Here is a 1,340-nt window from a genome sequence, read left to right on the forward strand (position 1 = left end):
TTTTGGCGTCCGAAGCCTTTGACTTCGGTGACAGTAATACCTTGCACGCCGGTGTCAGCCAGTGCCTCACGAACATTGTCGAGCATGAATGGCTTGATGATGGCGGTAATCAGTTTCATCACGATTCTCCCGGGGTAACGTAAACGGCTAGCGCCGCAGCGAGGGTGGTTCGCTAAGTTAATGCATTATTTGTGCCACTTATCCAATATGTTGTTTGTTAATCAACAGCTTATGATCTAGATATCGCGATATTTACAGTGAAATCTGGTAAGAGAAGGAGAGCGCAAGCGGATCGACAGGCGTCTATGCACCAACCTGGTGCTTATGACGTCCTGCCCTGCGCTATTGCGCAGCAGAGGGCACAACAGACATGCACCGAAGGCGAGCCTTGCGTATCCTGTGGGCAGGCACATTTATCTATTGTTCAGGTATCGTTCAGGAGGCTGAATCATGATCAGTCAGGATCGACTCAATCGTTTAGCCCAGCAGGTCGGCGAGCGCTTGCAGGATTTTTCACAGGCGCCAGAAGAAGCCCAGAAGGGCGTTCAGCAGGTTGTGCGCAGTGCCTTTGACCGGCTCGAGCTGGTATCCCGTGAAGACTTCGACATCCTGATGGATGTGCTGCAGCGCACCCGCAGCCGGGTTGAAGCGCTGGAAAAACAGGTGGTTGCGCTGGAGGCGGTCCTGGAGGCTCAGTCAGGCGCTGCGACAGGCACCGCCGCCCCTGAGCCCATTGCTGTTGGCACCGAAGCAAAGCATGAAGCCGACGCCAAAAAGGCACCAACCCAGCCTCAGGAGTGACAGGTCGTCACGCGTCTTTCGCGCGTCCCGCGCTGCTCTGGACTAGGCTCTGAGCATAACCAAGCGAGGGAACGCTGATGACGCTAGCGATAATTCGCACCCGGGCCGGCCTTGGCCTTGAGGCCCCCGAGGTGTTGGTGGAAGTGCATCTGGCCAACGGCCTGCCGGGTATCACGCTGGTTGGCCTGCCGGAAGCTGCGGTTAAGGAAAGTCGCGAACGGGTGCGTAGCGCCCTGATCAATGCTGGCTTTGAATTTCCGCTGCGCCGCATCACGCTGAATCTTGCGCCCGCCGACTTGCCCAAGGACGGCGGGCGTTTTGATCTGCCGATTGCGCTGGGCTTGCTGGTGGCCTCGGGGCAGATTCCCGCCGAGGCGCTCGATGGCATCGAGTGTGCCGGAGAGCTGGCGCTGGATGGTGGCTTGCGTGCGGTGCAGGGTGTGCTGCCCTTCGCGCTGGCCACACGCCGTGCAGGGCATCAGCTGATTGATCTTACCCAGCATTAGTGGACACCAACTTAAGCGATCATTTGAGCCTCG

2 protein-coding genes and 1 pseudogene are annotated in these 1,340 nt (G+C 58.0%); 2 read left to right on the plus strand and 1 reads right to left on the minus strand.

Going from position 1 to position 1,340, the window contains the following annotated elements:
* Positions 1-119, minus strand: a 119-nt coding sequence (locus ACTH3D_RS06110) for a P-II family nitrogen regulator (protein WP_441666180.1), incomplete at its 3' end; no start/stop codon positions are given.
* Between the two features lie 331 nt (positions 120-450).
* Here ACTH3D_RS06110 and ACTH3D_RS06115 point away from each other — a divergent pair.
* Together ACTH3D_RS06115 and ACTH3D_RS06120 are read left to right on the plus strand one after the other, a co-directional pair.
* Positions 451-801 (plus strand): accessory factor UbiK family protein, encoded by a 351-nt coding sequence (locus tag ACTH3D_RS06115; RefSeq protein WP_441666178.1) that lies wholly within the window; start codon positions 451-453, stop codon positions 799-801.
* Positions 802-878: 77 nt separating this feature from the next.
* A pseudogene (locus ACTH3D_RS06120) lies at positions 879-1,289 on the plus strand (magnesium chelatase domain-containing protein); the annotation flags it as partial.
* Positions 1,290-1,340 lie beyond the last annotated feature (51 nt).

This window comes from Halomonas sp. (assembly GCF_052095765.1).
Classification (GTDB): domain Bacteria; phylum Pseudomonadota; class Gammaproteobacteria; order Pseudomonadales; family Halomonadaceae; genus Halomonas.